15 protein-coding genes are annotated in these 20,698 nt (G+C 59.6%); 9 read left to right on the top strand and 6 right to left on the bottom strand.

Annotated features, from left to right (window positions below; translation table 11 throughout):
- The first annotated feature begins 26 nt into the window (after positions 1-26).
- The 3 genes from dusB to NG895_RS20820 all read left to right on the top strand — a co-directional run bounded on the left by dusB (position 27) and on the right by NG895_RS20820 (position 5,740).
- Positions 27-1,079 carry a tRNA dihydrouridine synthase DusB gene (dusB, locus tag NG895_RS20830; RefSeq protein ID WP_252854464.1) on the top strand — a complete coding sequence of 351 codons (1,053 nt, stop codon included), beginning with the start codon at positions 27-29 and terminating at the stop codon, positions 1,077-1,079.
- A 124-nt stretch (positions 1,080-1,203) separates the two neighbouring features.
- The gene (locus tag NG895_RS20825; RefSeq protein ID WP_252854463.1) at positions 1,204-4,281 is read left to right on the top strand and encodes a PSD1 and planctomycete cytochrome C domain-containing protein; all 3,078 of its coding nucleotides are present in this window, start codon (positions 1,204-1,206) and stop codon (positions 4,279-4,281) included.
- A 4-nt stretch (positions 4,282-4,285) separates the two neighbouring features.
- A complete protein-coding gene (locus NG895_RS20820; RefSeq protein ID WP_252854462.1) occupies positions 4,286-5,740 on the top strand; it encodes a DUF1501 domain-containing protein in 1,455 nt (484 codons plus the stop codon).
- On the opposite strand, the gene xdhC is transcribed toward NG895_RS20820, so the two are convergent.
- Genes xdhC through NG895_RS20805 form a run of 3 tightly spaced genes read right to left on the bottom strand, consistent with a single transcriptional unit; the run spans position 5,721 to position 10,443 of the window.
- Entirely contained in the window at positions 5,721-6,524 is an 804-nt protein-coding gene (gene xdhC, locus NG895_RS20815; protein ID WP_252854461.1) for a xanthine dehydrogenase accessory protein XdhC, read from the bottom strand. The genes NG895_RS20820 and xdhC overlap by 20 nt on opposite strands.
- Complete coding sequence (gene xdhB, locus NG895_RS20810) at positions 6,521-8,950, bottom strand: xanthine dehydrogenase molybdopterin binding subunit (RefSeq protein WP_252854460.1); 2,430 nt, start codon at positions 8,948-8,950, stop codon at positions 6,521-6,523. The genes xdhC and xdhB overlap by 4 nt, the downstream gene beginning before the upstream one ends.
- A 2-nt stretch (positions 8,951-8,952) precedes the next feature.
- Complete coding sequence (locus NG895_RS20805) at positions 8,953-10,443, bottom strand: xanthine dehydrogenase small subunit (RefSeq protein ID WP_252854459.1); 1,491 nt, start codon at positions 10,441-10,443, stop codon at positions 8,953-8,955.
- 172 nt (positions 10,444-10,615) lie between these two features.
- Here NG895_RS20805 and NG895_RS20800 point away from each other — a divergent pair, with 172 nt between their 5' ends.
- From NG895_RS20800 to NG895_RS20790, 3 genes are read left to right on the top strand one after another with little or no spacing between them, the layout of a single operon-like run.
- Positions 10,616-11,866 (top strand): Zn-dependent hydrolase, encoded by a 1,251-nt coding sequence (locus NG895_RS20800; protein ID WP_252854458.1) that lies wholly within the window; start codon positions 10,616-10,618, stop codon positions 11,864-11,866.
- A gap of 1 nt (position 11,867) precedes the next feature.
- A complete protein-coding gene (gene allE, locus NG895_RS20795) occupies positions 11,868-12,629 on the top strand; it encodes a (S)-ureidoglycine aminohydrolase (RefSeq protein ID WP_252854457.1) in 762 nt (253 codons plus the stop codon).
- A 13-nt stretch (positions 12,630-12,642) separates the two neighbouring features.
- The gene (locus NG895_RS20790; protein ID WP_252854456.1) at positions 12,643-13,896 is read left to right on the top strand and encodes a M20 family metallo-hydrolase; all 1,254 of its coding nucleotides are present in this window, start codon (positions 12,643-12,645) and stop codon (positions 13,894-13,896) included.
- Between the two features lie 13 nt (positions 13,897-13,909).
- Here NG895_RS20790 and pucL read toward each other — a convergent pair whose 3' ends face one another.
- A complete protein-coding gene (pucL, locus tag NG895_RS20785; RefSeq protein WP_252854455.1) occupies positions 13,910-14,761 on the bottom strand; it encodes a factor-independent urate hydroxylase in 852 nt (283 codons plus the stop codon).
- A 162-nt stretch (positions 14,762-14,923) separates the two neighbouring features.
- Here pucL and allB point away from each other — a divergent pair, with 162 nt between their 5' ends.
- From allB to uraH, 3 genes are read left to right on the top strand one after another with little or no spacing between them, the layout of a single operon-like run.
- Positions 14,924-16,231 carry an allantoinase AllB gene (gene allB, locus NG895_RS20780; RefSeq protein ID WP_252854454.1) on the top strand — a complete coding sequence of 436 codons (1,308 nt, stop codon included), beginning with the start codon at positions 14,924-14,926 and terminating at the stop codon, positions 16,229-16,231.
- Positions 16,228-16,749 carry a 2-oxo-4-hydroxy-4-carboxy-5-ureidoimidazoline decarboxylase gene (gene uraD / locus NG895_RS20775; protein ID WP_252854453.1) on the top strand — a complete coding sequence of 174 codons (522 nt, stop codon included), beginning with the start codon at positions 16,228-16,230 and terminating at the stop codon, positions 16,747-16,749. Before allB ends, uraD begins: the two co-directional genes overlap by 4 nt.
- Positions 16,750-16,761: 12 nt before the next feature.
- Complete coding sequence (gene uraH / locus NG895_RS20770) at positions 16,762-17,103, top strand: hydroxyisourate hydrolase (RefSeq protein WP_252854452.1); 342 nt, start codon at positions 16,762-16,764, stop codon at positions 17,101-17,103.
- Positions 17,104-17,581: 478 nt separating this feature from the next.
- Here uraH and NG895_RS20765 read toward each other — a convergent pair whose 3' ends face one another.
- Together NG895_RS20765 and NG895_RS20760 are read right to left on the bottom strand one after the other, a co-directional pair.
- A complete protein-coding gene (locus NG895_RS20765; protein WP_252854451.1) occupies positions 17,582-18,832 on the bottom strand; it encodes a M24 family metallopeptidase in 1,251 nt (416 codons plus the stop codon).
- 49 nt (positions 18,833-18,881) lie between these two features.
- Entirely contained in the window at positions 18,882-20,384 is a 1,503-nt protein-coding gene (locus NG895_RS20760; RefSeq protein WP_252854450.1) for a glycoside hydrolase family 172 protein, read from the bottom strand.
- Positions 20,385-20,698 lie beyond the last annotated feature (314 nt).

Here is a 20,698-nt window from a genome sequence, read left to right as displayed (position 1 = left end):
GGCTTTCTCCGTTTATCTTGGTGTTGATGACCACACACCACGACAATACGACCGGCCCGCTTGCGCCACCGATCTGGATCGGCCCGCTAAAGGTCGATCCACCCATCCTGCAAGCACCCATGGCGGGGTTTACCAACTTTCCGTTTCGGCAGATTGTTCGCCAATTTGGTGGTGCGGGATTGTTGGCGACCGAGATGGTAAACGCCAAGGGATTCGTGTGGCTCGACGAACAGGAAGCCACGCACCCGGATCGCCTGTGGGGCGTCGCCGACGAACCGCGTCCTCTGGCAGTGCAAATCTGGGACAATGACCCCCCAACCCTGGCGAAGGTCGGTCGGCGGTTGGCTACAGAGTACCAAGTCAGCGTGGTGGACATCAACTTTGGTTGTCCTGTCAGGCAGGTAACTCAGAAAGCCCATAGCGGTTCGTACCTGCTCAGCCAGCCCGAGCGAATGGGACAGATCATCGAACAAGTCGTGGCCGCTTGTGCTCCCACACCGGTCACGGCCAAGATTCGCCTCGGCTGCGCGCGCGACAAGATCAACGCGACGGATATCGCCCAAGTGGTCGAGGGTTCCGGGGCGGCGGCGTTGACCGTGCATGGTCGCACGGCAGCCGACATGTTTCGGGGCGAAGCCGACTGGGAGATGATCTCGGCAATCAAACCCTATCTGAAGAAGATTCCGTTAATCGGAAACGGCGATCTCGATACGCCCGAGAAGGTCGTGCGAGCGTTTCAGAATTTCGACGTCGATGGCGTGATGATCGCCCGCGCCAGCCTCAACAAACCATGGCTGTTCGCCCACTCCGCCGCTGCGCTACGCGGCGAACCCATCCCCGCCGAGCCCTCGCTTGAAGAACAGCGACAGTTGATGATGCAGCACTATCATTTGGTGTGCGATCGTTTCGGCGTGCAGAAGGGCACCGTATTGATGCGCAAATATGCGTGTTGCTATGCGCAAGGCAGACACGGCGCTCGCGATTTCCGCAAACACGTCGCAAAAGTCACCACTCGTGAGGAATTTCATCAAGTGGTTGAGACTTTTTTTCCTCGCGAACTACAGCCGACTCCGGTATAACGAAGCGGCGCAGACAAATCAGGACTATTTGCCGGAAGTGGTTGATAGTTCCCACTTTGTTCTCCCCGGTCGAACCCAATGAGGGCAGCCCAACGCCTTCCGTGTTCCAGCCCCAGCATTGTTTATGCTCATCAGCAAATTTCTGCACATTGCTTTGGCACTGACCTTGGTCGGCTCGGTGTCCAAGGCGGTCGACTTCCAGCGCGAAGTGCTACCGCTGCTCTCCGATCGATGCTTTCAATGCCACGGTCCCGACGAAAACGCTCGCCAAGCCGACCTGCGTTTGGACGTCCGCGGCGAAGCGATTGACTACGGCGCCATTGTTCCCCACCAGCCCGAATCGAGCACGCTGGTTGAACGTATCTTGGCGGACGACGACAGCGTAATGCCGCCCCGCACCGCGAAAAAACAGCTTTCGCCAGCTGAACGCGAGATCTTGCGGCAATGGGTCGCCGAAGGAGCAAAATACGAGAAACACTGGGCTTTCATGCCACCACAAAAGCGGATGCCACCTGAAGTGGAGAACAAGGACTGGCCCGCCGGACCGATTGACCGGTTCGTCCTCGCGAAACTTGAAGGTCAAGGGCTTACTCCAAACAATGAGGCCGATCGCTATACCCTGATCCGCAGGTTGTACTTGGATTTAACCGGACTACCTCCCTCGGCCGAAGAGGTCGAAGCGTTTGCTGCGGACAAATCGGCCGGCGCTTACGAGAGATTGGTCGATCGGCTGCTCGCAAGCCCACACTTTGGTGAACGGATGGCGCTCGAGTGGCTGGATGCCGTGCGTTATGCCGATACCAACGGCTACTCAATCGATGGTGGTCGACACATGTGGCTGTGGCGAGACTGGGTGATCAACGCCTTTAACCAGAACTGGCCTTACGATCAATTTCTGGTGGAACAACTGGCCGGCGATTTACTGGAGAACCCCACCGATGCACAGCTAATCGCTACCGGAATGCAACGCAACAACATGGTGACGCATGAAGGCGGCACAATTCCAGAAGAGAACCTGACGAACTATAACGCCGATCGCGTGAAAACCCTGGGCGAAGCGGTCATGGGACTCACCCTGGGATGCGCTCAGTGCCACGACCACAAGTACGATCCCATCACGCAGCGGGACTACTATCGGCTGTTCGCGTTCTTCAACACCCTCAGCGACAAGGGACTCGATGGCAGCGGCGGCGTAAATCCACGCCCATTCTTCGAAGCCCAGACAGTACTGCAGACAGGGGAAGAGCCGGTACTGCGGGAAACAATCGCCCATCTGGAGCAGCAATTGGCCAACCCCAGCGAAGCCGATATGGCGAAGTGGGAAGACCGACAGCGCGAGGAATTGGATCGTCGTGCAGTGGGATTGGTGATCCTGCCGACCCGCGCTTTGAAAATCAGCACTCCCAATTCTGGCAGCGGCTTCGGCATCGACAACGAGCGAGTCATACATATTACTTATGCTCCGGATATTGCGGCCTATGACGTCTTGCTGCAACTTCCCTCCATCGACGAACCGATCACGGGCATTCGCGTTCGCATGCTGCCTGATGATGAGCTCGACGGGGCGCTCGGCCACGGCAAATTGGAAGCAGGCGACACGCAGAAGTCACTGCTACTTACCGCCCTTTCGATGAGTGCCGACGCGGCGCCAGGGGAGGTAGTTAACCTGCATCGCTTGATCCCAGCCCGGCAAGTAACTGCAAGTAGCTGGCGCGAAGGATACCGTGCCGAAAACGTGCTCGACCCACGTCGCCAAAACGGTTGGTCGCCGAAGCTCGAATCATCCGCTCCACAGCATTTGACGTACACTTTCCAATCGCCGATCGATGCAGGACAGACACCTTACCTCACAGTGCAGCTGAACTACGGTAAAGGCGGCCGACGAATCGCAGCCAGGACGGAAATCGACGTCATTACAGGTAACGACGATGGCAGTCCACTCCCTGCTGAGATGATTTCCATCGTCCGGACGCCGGTCAACCAGAGATCGGAACAGCAGCAGCAGGCATTGGCAGATTACTATGCTCAGCACGCCTCGGCAACGCAGTCACTACGCACGGCCCTGGCCAACGCCCGAGAGCGGCTCGGCGTGGTTACTGGGAAATTTTCCACCATGATCATGGACCAGGCAGAAGAGCCACGGACTACGTACGTGTTGGCGCGGGGCGACTACTCGCAGCCTGGAAAAGTGGTTACGCCTGGGACGCCCGAGGTTCTTCCCGCCATGGACGAGGCCGCCCCTAGCAACCGTTTGGGCCTGGCCCAGTGGCTCGTCGCGCCCGACCATCCGCTAACCGCCCGCGTGGAAGTGAACCGCGTCTGGAAGCAACTATTCGGCGCCGGGCTGGTACGAACTCCCGCCGATTTTGGCGTGCAGGGCGCGTACCCGACTCATCCGGAACTACTGGACTGGCTGGCCGTCGACTTTGTCGAGCACGGCTGGGATGTCAAACGCCTGGTGCGTATGATCGTCACTTCCAGTACCTATCGCCAATCCGCGGCCGCACCGGCCGAGTTACTTAGGCGCGATCCGCTGAACGAACTGCTGGCACGTGGACCACGTTTCCGACTGCCGGCGGAGTTTGTTCGGGATTCGGCACTCAAGACCAGTGGGCTGCTGGTCGATCGCTTGGGCGGTCCGAGCGTCAATCCATACACACCAGGCGACCCGTGGCGCGAGGTCAGCCACTACGGCAGTACCTATGCCACGGCGCAGGCCTTCGTGCAGGATCATGGCGAGAAACTCTACCGTCGGTCGCTATACACCTACTGGAAGCGGACTGTGCCGCCGCCCAATATGGCGGCGTTCGACGCCCCCAACCGCGAAACGTGTGTCGTCAACCGGGGAGCAACCAATACCCCACTACAAGCCTTGGTTTTGCTGAACGACACACAGTTCGTCGAGGCATCGCGGGCATTCGCCGAGCGAATCTATGCGCACGACTCGACCGACGAGTCACGCTTGCGGTGGGCAACCATGGAGATGCTGTCACGACCGCCAACGGATGCCGAACTCGGTATTTTGATGGCCGCCCTGTCTCGCGAACGAGAAAGTTACGCCAGCGACCGGCCTGCCGCCGAGAAACTGCTGGACGTGGGCGAATCTGCACGCGATGAATCGATTCCGGTCGAAGAGCATGCCGCCTGGACGCAGATTGCGACGCTGCTGTTGAATCTGAGCGAAGCCATCACCCGGAACTGATGTGATGATAAACGACCCGATTTACGATCAGGCCCTCAACACCACCCGACGAGCATTCCTTGGTCATTCGGCACGCGGCGTCGGTGCCGTGGCACTTGGCACTATGTTGGCCGCCGACGAGGCTTCGGCCAACTCCGCGGTGGCCGATCTGGTCCCTCATTTCGCGCCACAGGCGAAGCGGGTAGTTTGCCTGTTTCAGGCGGGCGGTCTTTCGCACGTCGATCTGTTCGACTACAAGCCCACACTTTCCAAGTTTCACGGTCAAGAGATTCCTCCCAGCGTGAAGGGCGATCAACGTCTGACGGGCATGACCAGCGGCCAGTCGGCTTATCCGGTCACTCGGCCCATCTCCTCCGGCCAATTTTGTGGCGAGCATCGCACTTGGATCAGCAACCTGTTACCACACACGCAACAGATCGCCGACAAGATCGCCATCGTTAAATCGATGTACACCGAGGCAATCAACCACGATCCGGCCATCACCTTCGTAAACACCGGCAACCAGCAACCGGGCTATCCAAGCATGGGCGCTTGGGCTAGCTACGGCCTGGGCAGCGAGAATCGCAATCTCCCCACGTTTATCACCATGACCTCCCAAGGATCGGGCAAGTATCCCGGGCAACCGATCTACTCGCGACTATGGGGCAGCGGGTTCCTGCCCTCCACCCACCAGGGCGTGGGACTTCGACCGGGCGCTAACCCGGTACTGTACCTCGACAATCCGCCGGGCGTTTCCCGCGGGCAGCGGCGGGAATTGCTCGACGACCTGGGGCAACTCAATCACCTGGCCGCGGAGCGAATGGCGGATGCCGAGACGCTCGCCCGCATCGATGCCTACGAGATGGCATTTCGAATGCAGATGTCGGTTCCCGAATTGATGGATCTTAGTGGCGAATCGCCAAGCACGCTAGAAAGCTATGGTCCCGACGCCCTGCGACCGGGCAGTTACGCCGCGAACTGCCTATTGGCTCGGCGATTGCTCGAGCGAGACGTGCGGTTCGTGCAGCTATTCCACCGCGGCTGGGATCAGCACATCGCCCTCTCGCAACAGTTGCCACGGCAGTGCCAGGACATCGACCAGCCCACGGCCGCCCTGGTTAACGATCTAGAGCAACGAGGGTTGCTCGACGACACACTCGTGCTATTCGCCACGGAGTTTGGCCGAACGGTGTTTACTCAAGGCAAGTTCGAGGCACCCGCCGCCGGGCGTGACCATCATGGTCGCTGCTTCACCATCTGGATGGCGGGGGGTGGTGTACGGGCTGGCATGGAGTATGGCAGCACCGACGATTTTTGCTACAACATTGTTGAAAACCCAGTGCATCTACGCGACATGCACGCCACGCTGCTGCATTGCCTGGGGCTCGATTTCGAGCGATTCACCTACCGATTCCGTGGGCTCGACGTCGGGCTGACTGGAGTCGAACAAGCACACGTGGTCAAAGGGATTCTCGCGTAACCGCGTCACGCACTTCGAGCAGCTGCGCGGCAATGCTTACAGCGATTTCACTGGGATGATTCGTACCAATCGGCAGCCCCACCGGGCAGTGAAATTCGATTCTTTCCGAGGGAATCCCTGCTTCAAGCAGGTCCTTCTTTAGCACCGCGGCCTTGGCCTTGCTGCCGATCACGCCCAAAAACGGAAACGTGCCCTCACGGGCCAAAAGTCGCTCGAGCACCGGCACATCGCTGCGATGGCCTTGGGTCATACACAACACGTACGTCCGAGACGAGAGCGTGTCGACGTAGTCAGCGGGCTTCGCCAGCTCGACGGTTTCGACCTGTGGTGGCAACTTCGCCAACCACTCGCTACGCGAGTCTACACACGTCACCTGACACGGCAACGTGACCAGCAGCTGAGTGAGCGCCTGGGCAACGTGCCCCGCACCGAAAACAACGATGTCCCACGCCGAGCCACCAAAGCACTCGAACAACATCTTCACGCGGCCACCGCAGGTCATGCCGACATCGGCCTTCAGATTCCAATCGACCCAGTGGCAACCCGCAGACTCGGTAGCCAGCATCTCGCGTGCTTGCTCCATGGCTTTGGCTTCGACGCGCCCTCCGCCCACGGTGCCGGCTTCCAAACCATCGACCGTAACCAGCATCTTGGCGCCGGTATCCGCTGGAGTCGATCCAGTGGCCTCGGCCAAGGTAACCAAGACGCAGCGTTCGCCCGCGGCAACGAGTTGGGCACAACGCTGCAGAACTTCACCTGGCGTCCGAGGCGTGCGGTCAGTCATCGTCGCCTCGCAGCGGACTTGCTGGCACCGGCTCCATTCGTCGGGGCTCCGTTTACAGAGGGTTTTGTCCCGCGCGGTTCGGAGGGCACGGAGAGCTTGGTCAATGTCATCAACAATTCCTCGCCAGTGGCTGGCAGAGCCAGTTCAAACGGCTTGCCGCCGGCAACCGCCGCAACTGCATCGCGAGCCGCCAACCACACGGCCAACCCCAACATCAGCGGCGGCTCGCCTACTGCCTTGCTGAGTCGCACGTTCTTTACGTGCTTGGTGTTGGCAATGAAGTCGACGTGGAACGTCCCCGGCAGATCGGTGATGTTAGGGATCTTGTACGTAGTCGGGCCGGTCGATAGCAGGCGTCCGCTGTCGTCGAACAGCAACTCCTCATTGGTGACCCAGCCAACTCCCTGCATGAAGCCGCCAATAACCTGCCCGCGATCAATCCCTGGATTGATCATCTTGCCAACGTCCATCAGCAAGTCGGCCCGATCGAATACCAATTCGCCTGTCAGCCGATCGATTGTCACCTCGGCGACCGCCGCGCCCGTAGTGTAGTAGAAGAACGGATTGCCGCGTCCGGTTTCCCGGTTATAGTCCACCCCCGGCGTGGCGAAGAAACCGCGTGCCCCCAGATCGATTCGGTCGCGGCGGGCGATGCCGCAGAACTCGCCAAACTCCAACCGCGCCCTCGGATCGAGATCGCGATCGTCGAAGACCATGCCACCTTCGATTCGAATATGCTCGGGCGACGCCACGAAGCCTTTCTCGACATTGGCCAACAGCGTCGCGGCGTATTCGCGTATTCGTCGCTTGATTTTCTTGCACGCATTCACTGCGGCCGCCCCATTTAAATCGGCGCCGGCACTCGCCGCAGTGGGCGACGTGTTGTTGTTTTTCTCAGTGCTGGTGGTCATTAGCCGTACGCGATCGACCGAAAGACCAAATTCATCGGCCACAATCTGCTTGAGCTTAGTATTCAGCCCCTGCCCCATCTCGGTACCGCCGGTCGACACCTGCACGGTCCCGTCTGTATAGACATTTACCAGTGCGTTGGCCTGATTGAGGAACTTTGTGGTGAAAGAGATGCCGAACTTTACTGGCGACAGGGCGATCCCTTTGGCCTGCGTGGCGCTGGAGGCATTGAACTTTTCGATGTCGCCGCGACGGCGCTCGTACTGAGAGCTTTCGGCCAGCTGCTCGAAAATTTCGTCGAGAACGTGGTCGCGAACAATCTGGCCGTAGTGCGTCTGCTGCCGCCCTGCGACGCCATCTTGATAGAGGTTCGCCTTGCGAACGGTCAACGGGTCGATGCCCAATTGCGCGGCAACTTGCTCAATGCCGTTTTCGATTGCCGCAATGCCCTGCGGCCCGCCAAAGCCACGGAAAGCGGTGTTGGGTGGCAAGTTGGTGCGGCAGACCTGCCCTGTCACACGCATCACCGGGATGCTGTAGGCGTTGTCGGCATGCAGCATCGTTCGCTCCAGCACGGCGGTCGAAAGGTCGGCAAACGCTCCGCCGTTCGAGTGAAACGCGAACTCGGCCGCCAATATTCTCCCCGCCGCATCGAAGCCGATGCGATAGTCGCACTGGTACTGGTGCCGCTTACCGGTGATGGCCATATCGACGGCCCGCGACAGCACCAGTCTCGCTGGACGGCCAGTGGTTGTAGCCACCATCGACACCATCACCGCGGTGAGTGCCGACTGCGTTTCCTTCCCGCCAAAGCCCCCTCCCATCCGCGGGCATTCGCAAACCACCTGGTGCATGCCCAATCCGAGGGCTTCGGCCACGACCACCTGAGTTTCGGTAGGATTCTGCGTGGAGGAGATCACTCGAACTGCGCCTTCTTCGCAGGGCTCGGCCAGCGCGGCTTGCGTTTCGAAATAGAACTGTTCCTGCCCGTTAGAGCGGAAACGTCCGGCTATGGTATGCGGAGCCTTGTCGAAGGCGGCCTGGAACAGCTGGTCGTCCTCAGAACCGGGACTGAACATGTGTCGGTGGGGACCGATGAACGACTCTCGCGCGATGGCCTCGTCGATCGTTAGTATCGGCTTCGCTTCTCGGCACACCAGTTCAATCAACCCACGCGCCTCGACCGCCGCCTCGGAGGTGTCGGCCCCGATGACCACTACCGGCTGGCCGATGTAGCTGAGTTCGTCCTCGACGAGAAACGGCTCGTCGGAAAGGATGGGCCCGAAGTTATTTGGCCCGCGCAGATCTTTGTGAGTCAGTACGCACCGTACTCCGGGGGTCGCCTTAGCTGCATCGAGACCTTTAATTTGCTTCAGTCGGCCGGCAGCCACGGGTGAGCCCACAAACACTACGCAAAGCTCCCGCTCGCGACGAGGTAAGTCGTCGAGGTAGGCAGCCGTGCCCGTGACATGACCGGCGGCCGATTCGTGCGGGATAGCGTTACCAACTTCGGGCATGGTCAGCTAACAGGGACGGATAGAGTGGAAGAGAGATCGTAGTAACACTTGGCAAACAGGTTTTCGATCAACTGCGAGCGATAGTCGGCGCTGCCACGGACGTCGGAAATCGGTTGCACCAGCCCACGCGCAATTCTTCCCGCCTGCGCAAGCGTGGCAAGCGCAAGCGGCTTGCCAGCCAGCGAATCTTCGGCCTGGGGCAGGCGAACAACCGTCGGCCCCACGCCACCCACGGCGACGCGTGCTTCGGTAATTTGCTCGCCGTCCAGTTCCAGCCAGAACGCGGCAGTGACCGTGCTGATGTCCATGTCGCGGCGTTTCGAGATTTTATACAACTTGATGGCCACCTCGCCCGGGGGCAGCGGTGTCCGCACACTTTCAATCACTTCATCCCCCGCCAAGTCGACCTGCTTATATCCTTGATAGAAATCGCAGATCGGCACCTCGCGCCGGCCTCGACGACTGGCCAGGATGAGCGAGGACTCGGCCACGAACAGAAACGGAATGGAATCGGCGATGGGCGAAGCATTCGCCAGGTTGCCTGCTATGGTGCCGAGATGCCGGACCTGGGGGCTGCCAAATCGCAACAGCACCTGATGCAGTTCTGGAAGGCGGTCGGCAATCACCTTGTCGACCTCGGACCACGTCGCCGCACCACCGCAGACGAGTTCACCATCTTCGATTCCCAGCGTCTGCATTTCCGGTACCTTGCTTGTCGCGATGACTTGCTGTGGCTCGTAGCGACCATGGTTGTACTGCACTCCCACATCGGTCGCGCCCGCCACCAGACGGGCATTGGGATAGTCGGTGCGAAACTGAAGTAGATCGGGCAGACTCCGCGGAACGGCCACGGCCCGTGGGTCGCCCTTGGTTGGTTTGATACAGACCGAACTTCGAGACAGCCTGACGAGCTCTTCAAGCATCGCCTGCGACTCGAACAGTTGCTCCATTGCAACCGCCGTTTTGAGGTCGACTGCAGTCGCCGCCTGCAGGATCTGCAGATACCCCGTGCAGCGGCAGAGATTGCCCGATAGACCGAGGCGAATCTCGTCCTCCTCCAAGTGGCTGGCCTGGCTGCCCTGCTGATGGTGCTCTTCGACCATGCTGTGCATTGCCATTACGAAGCCAGGCGTGCAGAAGCCACATTGGCTGCCGTGGCAGTCGACCATCGCCTGCTGAATACCTGTCAGCCCGCCCGCGTTTCGCAACCCCTCGACGGTCACCACATGACATCCGTCCATCTGAAACACGAACGCGATGCAGGAATCGACCGACTGATACTCGATAGAAGTTCCGCTCTCGTTGGGCGTCCCCATCAGCACGGTGCAGGCGCCGCAGTCGCCTTCGGAGCACGCGATCTTCGTACCGGTCAACCGCTCATCGTCCGGCGGGTGATAGCACAGGCGTAAATAGTCGGACAGCGTCTGCAGCGCGGCGTCCACGCCGACTTCTCTTCTTGTGCCGTTTACGTAAAGTACGATCGAGTCGCGCATGGCGGAGGCAGCTTCTCCTGTGGTACCTGACGACAATCGCTTTCCGCCGGCAGCAGATTGTCTCTCAGCTTACCACCAATTATGATCTAAGTCGATACTAGATTACACGTTAGAACGAACCATCGCGGTCGTCAACTCGAACATTACTGGCGTTCCTCCCCTGCATTTCTCTATGACTTCACGTGCTACCACCTTAGCCAAACAAGTCATGTCGCGCTGCGATGAGTTGGGACAGTGCTCCAGCGAACCGGGAAGGATCACACGCCTATACCTCGACGAGCCGATGCGGGCTGTTCACGTCCGCTTATCGGAGTGGATGCATCAGGCGGGTTTGTCACCACACGTCGACAACGCGGGCAATTGCATCGGTCGCTTGCGAAGTCAGACGGGGGAGAAAGTACTGCTGGTTGGTTCGCACCTCGATTCGGTTCCTGGCGCCGGTCGCTACGACGGCGTACTGGGGGTACTGATCGGCGTAGCGGTGAGCGAATGGCTGGCCGGGTGCGATTTGCCGTTTCACTTCGATGTCATGGGATTCAGCGAAGAAGAAGGGGTGCGTTTCAAGATGCCCTATCTCGGAAGCGCCGCGGTGGCCGGTCGATTCGACCCCGAATGGCTGCTACGCGAGGACGACAAACAGACCAGCATGCGCGAAGCGATGGCCTCCTTTGGACTCTCGCCCGACGAACTCGAGTCGTGCCGGTACACGCCAAGCGAAGTGATCGGATTCGTCGAACCCCATCTAGAACAAGGACCAGTCCTCGAACGGCTGGAGCAGCCCGTGGGTGTGGTAACCGGCATCGTTGGGCAGAGTCGGCTGCAACTGGCCTTCCGTGGCGAAGCGGGTCACGCCGGCACCGCACCGATGTCCGGTCGCCGAGACGCACTGGTGGCAGCATCAGCTTTTGTCCAGACAGTGCGCGATACGGCGCTGTCGATTGATGGACTGAAGGCAACGGTAGGTTCGCTGCGAGTGTGCCCGAACGCTTCGAACGTAATCCCCGGCGTTGTGGAACTTACGCTAGACGTCAGGCATCTGGCGGACGACGTGCGGCGCTACGGGGTCGACACGCTCGTCGACGCCGGGCATTCTCTCGCAGAGGCCGAACACTGTACGTTCGAGGTTCTTGAGGAAACAGCTCAACATTCGGTGAATGCCGACGCACGGCTGATGACGATGCTAAGTGATACGATCAAGGAGTGTCATGGTGGGCCGGTGCTATTGGAAAGCGGCGCAGGACACGATGCGGCGATCATGGGCCAGGTTTTTCCCATGGCAATGTTGTTTCTGCGCCATCCAGGTGGTGTAAGTCATCACCCTGACGAGAGGGTAGAATTGAACGACGTCGCCACGGCAATCGAAGTCCTCGGACAATATGTCCTGCGGTTGGCCAGTGATTTTTCTCAGCACGAGAGCGCTTAGCATGCAGCAATCCCCCTTTGGTGAAACTCGGACGCGAGTCGAATTCAACCACGCGTTGATCGCCCCCGACGGTCACGTCGTTTCGCCCCTGGTATGCTGGGACAACGCTCAGGCAGTGGTGCTGATCTCGCCCACGATGGGACACGGCGCCGCAGCCCCGCGATTCGTGCAGTACATGGTCGATGGCAGCAGCAGTTGCGAGACGCATCACGCCGAGGTGAACGTCGAGCGGCTCGTCTACGTGCTCGAAGGTGCGGCCACGCTCGATGGCGACTCGCTGGCGGCCGATTCGTTCGCCTGGTTCCCCCCCAACGACCGCTACAGGCTGGAAGTCCCCGAGTCGACGCGGGTGCTCGTCTTCGAAAAAGTGTACGAGCCATTGTCAGGCAACAAGGTCCCTCAACGGATGACAGGCTCGCTAGCAGCATCTCCCAAAGCTCCCTTCCTGGGCGATCCCGAAGCGATGCTGGCCACGCTGCTGCCGGTTGAGCCGGGTTTCGACATGGCCGTCAACGTGTTCGAATATACGCCGGGTACAACGCTACCCTTTGTCGAAACACATGTCATGGAGCACGGGCTCTACATGCGATCGGGCCAGGGGGTGTATCGACTCGGCGACCGCTGGTACCCGGTTCAGCAAGGCGACTCGATCTGGATGGCTTCCTATTGCCCGCAGTGGTTTGTCGCCATGGGCAAAGAGAACGCGTCGTACATTTACTACAAAGACATCCATCGCCCGCTACTTCACCAGCCTGCCACCTAGATTGGCCAAAGCTATGGATCTTCCCAAACTGAAGGTTGAAACGACGCGGCTGGTTTGCGAGTTGGAGCAGCTCGCCACGTTCTCTGAATGCAGCGAGCCATCTCCCGCGGTGACTCGCGTGGTGTTCACCGAAACCGACGTGAAAGCCCGGGAGTACCTGCGGGGACTCTACGAAACGGCCGGACTCGCCGTGCGGACCGACGCGGTGGGCAACACCTTTGCCCGGTGGGAAGGCAGCGAACCAGACTTGCCAGCAGTGGGAACGGGCTCCCACACCGATGCTATCCCTCATTCCGGTATGTACGATGGAACGGTCGGCGTATTGGGCGGGCTGGAAGCGATTCGCGCACTTCAGCAAAGTGGCTTTCGCCCTCGGCGATCCATCGACGTGGTCATGTTCACCTCCGAAGAACCGACGCGTTTTGGCGTTGGCTGCACGGGCAGTCGACTAATGAGCGGCGCCCTGTCCGTGGCGCAGTTAGCCAGCTTGCGCGACGAATCTGGCAGCACGTACGACCAGGCGCGCACGCAAGCAGGATTCACGGGTGAGCTTTCGACTGCGTTGCTCGCACCCAATGCCTACAGTGCGTTTGTAGAACTGCATATCGAACAAGGTCCCTTACTCGAACAAGCCGCAGAGTCGATTGGTGTGGTCACGGCCATCGCCGCACCTTCCACCGTGCATTTCGAAGTCACCGGCGAGGGAGGCCACGCGGGTGCGGTGTTGATGCCCATGCGTCGCGACGCGCTGGCCGCGGCCGCCGGCATGGTGCTCGCCATCGAACGCCTAGCGCTCGATAGCCGCAGCCCCGACCTGGTTGCCACCGTCGGCGAACTGCACGTCCACCCCGGCGCTGTAAATTCCATCCCCAGTCGTGTTCGCTTCACGCTCGACCTCCGCGATATCGATGGCGATAACCGTGACGAGGTGCTCGAATCGGTCGTTGCCGCTTGTACCCAGATTGCTTCCCAGCGCCGCGTCGAGATCTCGCACCAGGTTCTCAACGCCGATCCGCCTGCGGTATGCGATGAGCGAATCGTTGAGGCCGCCGTGCGAGCGGCCGAAAGGCTCCAACTAGCTCACCGCCGCATGATCAGCCGGGCCTATCACGACTCGCTGTTGATGGCCCGCATCGCACCGACGGGAATGATTTTCATCCCCTGCCGAGGCGGAGTGTCGCATCGCCCTGATGAATACGCCTCGCCCGAACACATGGAAGCAGGCGTGGCAACGCTCGCACTCACCCTGGCACAACTTGCCAGCTAGACAACCGTGCTAGCTAACGGGCCACGGTGGCCGTGATGTAACCGAAGGGCTCATCGGTCACCACGAACACTTCGTTCTCGTTCTCCAAGCCAAACCGAGCGAGGTCAGCCAGAATGTGATGCTTGTTGGGGAGCGTGAGCGTGATGTTCGTCACGGCGTCACAGGCTTCGAGCGCCGCCCCTCCCATCAGGTACAGAGTCTCCTGCACGCTGCGGCTGTAGTGATCGATGAACTTTCCGAGCAACGCCTCGACGATAGCCTGCCGGGCTGCCAGGTAGTCGACCTGTGAACCATCGTAGTCCCACGCGGCCGTCACATCGGTGGCCAGAATCCGGTCGTCGGTGTCGGAAAGCGTACGATAGCGACTTTGGTGAAAATCGGCGAAGCCAGTCTCAGTGGTCTTGGCAATCAACAAGTGCTCGAACCCCGCGGAAACCTGGGGCGCCTCACCCCGCGACTGAGTCACTTTGGCGGTTGGTGTCATAGCACCGCTGGCGACAAACGAATGAGGCGAATCGAGCAGCCGCTTCCACACTCGCTCCTCCAGCGTCACGTGGCAGGCGGTCACGTGGTCATATTCATCAAGAAAGTGCTGGGCGATGGTCACTCCAAACGACTCGACAGAGTCTATGGGGTCGCCCTTAGCAAGCACATAGATTGTATTCTTGCAGGTATCGGTCGCCACGACGGCTCGATTATCTCCTTTTAGGTACGCCGCATCGAACGCACCTTCAAGCTCGACGTCTACCGATACCTCGACAAACTCGTGCGTCTCGTTTTTTGGTGCCGCTTTGCGAGGTCGACGCACCTTGCTCACGCGAACTCGATGCTTGCCGTAGGTGTGCTTCGCCAGTTTTGCAGCCATATCAACCTCGTCGGGGTCCTGGTATATTTGCCAGCTGGTGTGGTATTGAATGTGAGTATTTCGTCGATTCGCCGTCGATCCTCGTTAAGCTCGCCGCCACCGACGACGCGCGCCCGCGGCACCCACACCGACAGGCACATGATAGTGTGAATTCCGCCAACGATGCCAGCCGACAATTACAATTCGCCGACCGCAACCACACTTAGCAGCCGCCGGGTTGTGTTCGCCGATGGTATACGGCCCGCAACGCTCGTCATCCGCGATGGCCGAATCGCCGCGATCGAACCGTACTGTACGGATACCGACGTCGATCATGGCGACGATGCCCTGCTTCCCGGTGTAGTGGACGTACATGTCCATTTCAACGAACCTGGACGCACCGAGTGGGAAGGGCTGGAATCCGGCACTGCGGCGGCCGCGGCGGGGGGAGTAACACTGGCAGTGGACATGCCGCTGAATAGTTCGCCGGTGACGACCACCGTCGAGGCCCTCTCGGCCAAGCGACTGGCAGCCTCAGGCAAGCTGTCTTCGGACGTCGGATTCTATGGAGGACTAGTTCCCGGCAGTGAAACCAACGTGGCCGCGTTGCTAGATGCCGGCGCACTTGGCATGAAAGCCTTTTTGTGCCCTAGCGGCATCGACGAATTCCCCGCGGCGACCGAGCGAGAACTGCGTGCGGCGATGCCAGTGCTCGCCGAGCGGGGAGCGCCGCTACTCGTTCACGCTGAACTGGTGACGCCGGTACCCGCGATGGACGATCCGCGTCGCTACTCCGACTACCTCGCCACGCGTCCCCCGCGGTTCGAGCAAGATGCCATCGCCATGCTGATCAGCCTGTGCCGCGAGACCGAATGCCGCACTCACATTGTCCATCTGGCGGACGCTGACAGTCTACCGATGCTGCGCAGGGCGAAGGAAGAAGGGCTGCCGATTACGGTGGAAACCTGTCCCCACTATCTGTACTTTGCGGGCGAAACGATCACCGACGGCGCCTGCCAGTTCAAGTGCGCGCCACCGATTCGGGACGGGGCGAATCGCGAACTACTGTGGCAGGCCCTAGAAGCAGGCGACATCGACTTCATCGCCTCGGACCACTCCCCCTGCCCTCCCGCCGACAAACGCCTCGACGAGGGACGCTTTGACCTGGCCTGGGGTGGCATTAGCTCGGTGCAACTCATGCTCTCGGTGGTGTGGACCATGGCCAAACAGCGCAGCATCGACCTGGAACATGTCGCCCGGTGGCTGTCTCTCACGCCCTCTCGATTCATCGGCCGGCCCAACGGCATCGAGGTTGGAGCCGAAGCAAACCTGGTGGCCTTCGACACCGAAGCGATATTCACCGTTCACGGCGACCAGTTGTTGCACCGCCACCCAATCACCCCCTATGAAGGTAAAACGCTCACTGGCGTGGTCAAACAAACCTACCTGCGCGGCAGGCCTTCTTCGATCGGCAGGGGGCAGCCTCTGTGAGTCAACCGTTCATCCCAGAATTCAACCGACTCTCTCATGACGCCGCCCGCAATAAACTCCTGGCCTGCTGCGGGGCGCGATGGTGGAGCGAGCAGCTAGCAACCCGGCGGCCTTACGCCAACATGGAAGAGTTCCACACCGTGGCCGACCAGGTATTCGACCAGATGTCGCATGACGATTGGCTCGAAGCGATCGGCAGCCACCCGCGGATTGGCGACCTGGAGTCGCTGAAGATGAAGTTTGCGGGTAACAAGCAGTGGTCGTCCGGCGAACAGTCAAGCGTGGCCATGGCGGAGGACGACGTGTTGCGGCAACTGAAGTTGGGCAACGATGCGTACTTCGAGAAATTCGGTTACACGTTTGTCGTCTGTGCAACTGGCAAGAGCGCAGACGAGATGCTACAAATCCTCGAAGGCCGCCTTCAAAACGAACCGGATACCGAGATAGACATTGCTGCGGCCGAGCAGCGGAAGATCACCCATCTGCGAATCGACAAGCTCGCAGCCAACGCCAATTGATCGAGGACAAGTATGAGCGGAATCACGACCCACGTGCTCGACACCTCGCGGGGCAAACCGGCCGCGGATATTCCGGTCACCCTCGCCCGGCTCGACGAGTCAGGGCTGGTCGCCGACACGTTTCACGGCGTCACCGACGCCGATGGCCGGGTGGCCAACCTACTGGGGGCAACACCGCTGGCGGCTGGCGATTTCCGCCTTTCCTTCAATCTCACGGCCTACGCCGAGCAGCATTTCGCCGCATCGTTCTACCCACAAGTCGACATCACCTTCACCGTGAGCGACGCCTCGCAGCATTTCCACGTGCCACTGCTGCTCTCACCGTTTGGCTATTCGACGTATCGAGGGAGTTAGGGAGCGAGCGACCACTGGATTGATGGGTGCCCGTCACGACTCTCCATGCTCGTTAGCTTCACTCCACAAACGTCCCCATATCCAAAGTGAACAGAGTGCAGCCGCCACTATTGGCAGCAAACCGATGAAGATCAAGAACGTCGGCACTTGTTCAATCGCATTGGTGAATTAAACGTATTCGACGATTCCGAGCGAAATTACGCCACTCACCAGCCCCAACAGCCTGATAATCCCACGCCGTCTATCGCAGTTCTCGTCGATGACAAACGCCCAGGCACAACCGGCACCAAAGACCCCAGCAATGGAAACGATGAGGGGGACCAATGCCTCGGACGCTCCCATAAAAATCTGAACAAGGGATACCGCGGCAAGCCACAACACAAGCGGTGCGATCAAGGAGATTGGTGCCGCGCACGTTGCCGCGAAACCTATACGCAGCCACATCGGGGCTGTTCGAAACTGTGTTGAACCGTTCATTTCACACCAAATGCAAATCCGTCTGTCGCCCGTCAATATAGTGCACTCCATTGGCCGTGATCGCAGCATCTTGCTCGATCGGAAAAGCCACGAGTTGGCCGCCCCACTCGGGTACTTCCACGTCAACCCGCAGTTCCACGGTGTAGGCCGTATTCTCGTGCATCACCACGTCGCCGCGGCCGGGAATGGCGGTTTGCTGCCAGGGAAGTCCCATCAACGGACCGGGTTCGTGGAGCAGGTGCCCCAGCGAGTGCGAGTAGATCTTTGGATGGCTGATTCCCTCGGCATCTGCCCGCTGTAGTGCTCGCTCGAGGATGGCATTTCCACTCAGACCGCACTCCCAGCTCTGCGTAAACACATCCTGCAGGCGATTGGCTTCCCGCAACCCGCGCCGCAGTCCCTCGGGGGCCTCGGTTTCTCCGGGCCGCAGGACGTAGGCCAGTTCCTGGTGATCGGTTGTGAGTCGCAGATACTCGACACCCACGTCGCAGTGCAGCATGTCGCCCGGCTGGATGACTTTCGAGTTCGTGCCCTCAGCGGGAGTCGTGCGTTCATCGCGATACAGCCGGAAGAACGGCTTGAACGACAGGGGCAATCCCAGATCTGTGGCCAGTTGCCAGTAGGTCCATTCCAGGTCCTCGGTCGTGGTGACACCGGGCGTGATGGCTTGCCGCGAAAAGCAGTGGCGGATCATGGCATGGGCGATCGCGCACGCTTGTTCGTACAACTCCAACTCTTCCGGCAGTCGCGTTTCGAGCCAGCGGATGGCGAGCGGCTCGGCCGACTCGCATCGTGAGGCCAGATCGCTGCCGAGCGATTCAAACAGCCGGTCCTTGAGCGAAGCAGTCAAACCGTCCGCCGCCCAGATGACGTCGGACGTATTGATGCCGATCCGCTGGGGCGAGCGCTGCTCGAGCACTTCCCGAAGCACTTGCCACTGGTCCTTCTCTCCCAGCGGACCCCACGGCGATGGCGGCATCAGGCCCAACATGTTGGTACGGGATAGATTGATACGCTCCACTTCACTGCCAGTATCGAAAAACAACACGACTTGCAGGATGGGCGCCCAGACTTCCATGGGCACAATGGTGTAAAACACCGGGTCGTGGTTGTCCTCATGGCCAATAATTAACCAGGCATCGAACCCCGTCTCGCGCATCACTGCCGGCAGCAATCGCTCGAACCGTTTGGCGAGCGTCTGGTTCACGATGCGAGCCTGCTCGCGAACCGGAAGAACCGTGGGGAAACTCATGGCCAGAAGCCTCCTTGATGAATCGCTGCCAGCCGTGCGAACCGCATAATTAGTTGTACAGCTTGGGGTCTTCCTTCCAGTCCTTGTCCTTGTCGTGTGCCATCTCGAGCACCCGGGGCCTGCGCTCACGCAAGCGGACCGACTCGACTCCCAGGAAATTGCCCGACGACTTTGGGCTTTTGCCGACACACTGCAGTCGCAGCACATGCTGCCCCGGTTCAGGCCAGAAATCGAGCAGATGGTACTCCCATTGGTCGATGCCATCATGGTAGAAGTCCATCGTTCCTCCGATGGGCACTCCATCGAGCGTAGCACGATACTTACCATAGTCTTCCGCTCGGGTAGCGTTGATCAACAACCGTAGTGGCTCCCTTTCTTCCACGGTGAAGGGGATCTCGATCCATCCCTCGTCCTGGCTTTCGGGCTTGAAGAGCACGTGTCCCTCGGGATAGTTGTTGAGATCCTGTTTGCGGAATTCACCCTTACCATGCTTAAGTGAGTCGAGCTTCGCAGCAGCATAGACTGTCTCGCGTTCGATACTCGGTAGCGCACGCTCTTTGGCGTGGGGCGCCCGGGCTTTGAAGGTCGGCGTGCCAGTCTGATACCAAAAGGCAACACTGGAATAGTCGTCCTGGCGTTCGTTCCAGCTATTCGACTCGTACTTCGGGTTCTCATCGGGCGACATCCAGCCGAAGTGCTCGATGGTGACCTTAATGCTGTGATTGAACACCCAGGGGTCGTTTACGTGCCAGCGATACGCGCTGGTGTGGCCGCCGACGATGCCCCACTGATCGAAATAGGGCGTGCCAAAATAGGGCGTGCTAGTGGTCTTGAGTCCCCAGGCCGAGAGGAAATAATCTTCGGTGCCGGTTCCCCAGATCGAAGGTTTCTCCTCGCCATCGATGTACACTTTCTCATCGCCTTCGCCGAACCAGGACGGACTCCGCGATCGCACTGCCAGCACTGTGCCGACGTAGTGCCCTTTGCCCTCGGTCTCCAGGATCACGTAGTCGCTGCCCTGCTTCACCGGATACTCTTGTTTGTACTGGGCGTAGAAGTAAGGTACGTCTTCGGCTAGCGAGTTTTTCTTGATCCAGTCGATGTTGTAATACAGCAAGCTGACCGGTTTTTCACTCTGGTTCACCACCTCGATACGAATCGACTTGCGGAACGGCATGTGCCAGAAGCAGTTGTACGAGTCGGCATCTTCCACCACCACCGGCACGCTGATCACTTCACTCCTCTTGCCGAAGCAATTGGCGAAGAAGTCGCCCACCGGTGCCTCGACACCGGGACGGTCGCTGCCATCGTAGTAGATGCGGAGCAGCATCTCCTGGTGATTAGCCGAGCCATCTTTGGCCCAGTTGTGCTTCTCTGGCCCCAGAAACGTCATCCAGATGTGTGTGACCACCCCCGGCCCGTTCGCCTCCATCAAGACGCGCGTCTTGCCGGGCTCGAGCTTCTTGTTGTCCCAGTTGCTGTTGGGATCGAACTCCCCTTCCGGATCATATTTGCCATCTTCCCCGATTCGATGCGCCGAAGTGGCTCGCATACTGCGACCCTCGATAGGTCGAGCCAAGTCCGCCAGCCCCTGTGCCCAAGCACTAGTCGAGAACGTGATTAGTAGCGCTGTCGCTAACGCTGATATCCGCCGCAGAATATTCATCGTTGTCGCCTCTTGGATTGAGTCCAGGTGTTCTTACCAATCATCCGCCGAGCACCTTGAATGGCCAACTCGCCATTTGAACCGCGATCCTTCCTCGGATCACGCAGAACTCAAAGCGTATCAGGTCCCGGTGCTTGCTGCCACGACGTGAGACGAAAAACTGAATCGTTCACACCGAAAGCGGAGCAACAGTATCGCGC

Origin of the sequence: Aeoliella straminimaris, assembly GCF_024054565.1 — a bacterium.
GTDB classification, from domain to species: domain Bacteria; phylum Planctomycetota; class Planctomycetia; order Pirellulales; family Lacipirellulaceae; genus Aeoliella; species Aeoliella straminimaris.
The sequence above is the reverse complement of the archived record's forward strand: the minus strand, read 5'-3'. Positions and strand labels throughout refer to the sequence as shown.

Coding starts and splice junctions, on each gene's coding strand:
- dusB (WP_252854464.1), top strand. CDS start 27: ATGACCACACACCACGACAATACGACCGGCCCGCTTGCGCCACCGATC.
- NG895_RS20825 (WP_252854463.1), top strand. CDS start 1,204: ATGCTCATCAGCAAATTTCTGCACATTGCTTTGGCACTGACCTTGGTC.
- NG895_RS20820 (WP_252854462.1), top strand. CDS start 4,286: ATGATAAACGACCCGATTTACGATCAGGCCCTCAACACCACCCGACGA.
- xdhC (WP_252854461.1), bottom strand. CDS start 6,524: ATGACTGACCGCACGCCTCGGACGCCAGGTGAAGTTCTGCAGCGTTGT.
- xdhB (WP_252854460.1), bottom strand. CDS start 8,950: ATGCCCGAAGTTGGTAACGCTATCCCGCACGAATCGGCCGCCGGTCAT.
- NG895_RS20805 (WP_252854459.1), bottom strand. CDS start 10,443: ATGCGCGACTCGATCGTACTTTACGTAAACGGCACAAGAAGAGAAGTC.
- NG895_RS20800 (WP_252854458.1), top strand. CDS start 10,616: ATGACTTCACGTGCTACCACCTTAGCCAAACAAGTCATGTCGCGCTGC.
- allE (WP_252854457.1), top strand. CDS start 11,868: ATGCAGCAATCCCCCTTTGGTGAAACTCGGACGCGAGTCGAATTCAAC.
- NG895_RS20790 (WP_252854456.1), top strand. CDS start 12,643: ATGGATCTTCCCAAACTGAAGGTTGAAACGACGCGGCTGGTTTGCGAG.
- pucL (WP_252854455.1), bottom strand. CDS start 14,761: ATGGCTGCAAAACTGGCGAAGCACACCTACGGCAAGCATCGAGTTCGC.
- allB (WP_252854454.1), top strand. CDS start 14,924: ATGCCAGCCGACAATTACAATTCGCCGACCGCAACCACACTTAGCAGC.
- uraH (WP_252854452.1), top strand. CDS start 16,762: ATGAGCGGAATCACGACCCACGTGCTCGACACCTCGCGGGGCAAACCG.
- NG895_RS20765 (WP_252854451.1), bottom strand. CDS start 18,832: ATGAGTTTCCCCACGGTTCTTCCGGTTCGCGAGCAGGCTCGCATCGTG.
- NG895_RS20760 (WP_252854450.1), bottom strand. CDS start 20,384: ATGCGAGCCACTTCGGCGCATCGAATCGGGGAAGATGGCAAATATGAT.